This window comes from Streptomyces nanshensis, assembly GCF_001751255.1.
GTDB lineage: Bacteria > Actinomycetota > Actinomycetes > Streptomycetales > Streptomycetaceae > Streptomyces > Streptomyces nanshensis_A.
This window is the reverse complement of the sequence record NZ_LJGW01000586.1, coordinates 1-2,015: the sequence shown is the minus strand read 5'-3', so window position 1 is coordinate 2,015 and position 2,015 is coordinate 1. Positions and strand designations below refer to the sequence as shown.

Annotated in this window: 2 protein-coding genes; both read left to right on the top strand. The window is 72.7% G+C overall.

All coding sequences use genetic code 11. The features are described from left to right. Positions 1-1,129, top strand: a 1,129-nt coding sequence (locus tag AN218_RS29955; protein WP_107421613.1) for a hypothetical protein, incomplete at its 5' end; no start/stop codon positions are given. 261 nt (positions 1,130-1,390) lie between these two features. Next, a complete protein-coding gene (locus AN218_RS29950; protein ID WP_070020192.1) occupies positions 1,391-1,933 on the top strand; it encodes a DoxX family protein in 543 nt (180 codons plus the stop codon). Positions 1,934-2,015: the final 82 nt, after the last annotated feature.

The following is a 2,015-nucleotide window of genomic DNA, read 5'->3' as shown; positions in this document are numbered from 1 at the left end:
GGGCCTTCCCGCCGCGCTCGCGCACTCCCCCGGCGCCTCCCGCCAGTGGGTCTCGGACGAGTTGACGCGCGCCGCCCGTACGGTCGCCGAACGCGCCCGCGAGGAGGGCGCGATGCGCATGGCCGCGCTGTGGCGGCACACGCTCACGACGACCTGGACGGCCGTCGGCGTGCTGCTCGTCGCGCAGTTGCTCACCGCGCTCTCCGCGGGCTGGACGGTCGCGCGCACCGCCGCGCTGATCGCCGCCGTACTCGGCGCGGGCCTCATCTCGCTGGCCGCGCGTCTGCACCGCTCGCGCGGCGGCGCGCTCGCCCCGCTCATCGGCGAGGACAACCGCCTCTCCACCTCGCGCACCGTGGCCGGGACATGGATCGTCCTCGCCGTCTACGACGTCCTCGTCCTCGCCCTCGAACTGGCGGGCCGCTCCGGGCAGGCCGAGCGCCGTGACCTCATCGAGGGGCTCGAACTCTCCCGTGGCGCCGGGCTGTTGACGGTCCTCGCGCTGAGCTGCGCCATCGCGGTCTACGTACGCCGTACGGTCACGGTCCGTGTGCAGCACCAGCGGCTGCAGAAGGTGCGCGCGGACCGTCCCCGGGCGGCCGACATCCTCACCGACGACGCCGGGCGCGGTTCGTTCTGCGACGTGCAGTACGTGCTGGTCAGCGCGGTCGCGGTCGTCTTCGCCGCCGTACGGCTCGCACGGCAGCCCGACCAACTGCCCGATCTGCCCTGGGGGTTGGCACTGCTGGTGGTGGTCTCCGCGGCGACGTACCTCACGGGCAAGTACGCCGAGGGCGGGCGCCCCGTGGTGCTCTCCGTGGTCAGGGCGCGGGAGATCGGCGATCTGCACGCCCCGATCCGTACGGGCGACGACATCGAGATCCGCGGTGCGGGCTTCGTGCCGCCGGGCGCCGGGGAGCCGGACCGGCTCTCGCGCATGGTCGTCCGCGTGGGCGCCGTGCATGTGCCGGTCCCGCTGATCCCGTCGGGCGGCGGCTTCGCGAACCCGGCCGACGCGACGCTCACCGTGCCGGTGCCCGTCGAGGTCGAGCCGGGACGAGTCGAGGTCCAGGTGGTCACCGCCGCCGGCGTCGAGACCAACCGCTACCCCATCGACGTCGCCGACTGAGCCGGGCGGCGGGGACCGCCGAGCCCTGCGCCGGGCCGTCTGCCAGGCCCGAGGGCACGGCGCCGCATACCGGACTCTCGCCCGCTTCGCCCCTTCTGTCGTGAATGCTCCCTCACCCGTGCCGAGTTCGGGCGCGATGCTTGTCTGAGATCGTTCAGAGAGGGTGTGCGCAGGGCCACGGCCGCGTACCGTAGCGACCCACTTCAGCCGAGCCGAACGTGCATGCGGGCAGCAGGCCGACTACGGAAGGTGGGACGTGTCATGTCTCTGGCGGATCAAACCGGGGCAGTCGGCGACGCGCCGGTGAGCGGCCCTCCGGGGAGTGTGCGGGCACGGGCGTCCAAGTACGCGCTGCTGCCGCTCCGCCTCTTCCTCGGCGTCACGTTCATCTACGCCGGCCTGGACAAGCTGGTCCTGAACAAGGAGTTCCTGTCCGGCAAGGGCGGCGACTCGCTGGTGACGGTGCTGGAGTCGGCGCACGACACCGCCGCGATCCCCGCCATGATCGACCTTGCACAGGGCAACCCGAAGGCGTTCGGCATCGCCATCGCCGCGGGTGAACTCGCCGCGGGGCTCGGCGCGTTGGTGGGTCTGTGGACGCGGCTGGCCGCGCTCGGCGGCGCGCTGATATCGCTCAGCCTGTGGCTGACGGTGAGCTGGGCGAGCGACCCGTACTACTACGGCAACGACCTGCCCTACATGATGGCCTGGGTGCCGCTGATCTTCGCCGGGGCGTCGGTGTTCTCACTCGACATGGCCTTCTCCCGAAGGCGACGGCGCAGGGGCAGGCACATCTTCGGCTGACGGCCCGGGGCCGCCGCGACCGGCGGCACGGACCAGCGGCACGAGTCGTGAACGAGGCGGCGCCCGCACGGATTTCCCGTGC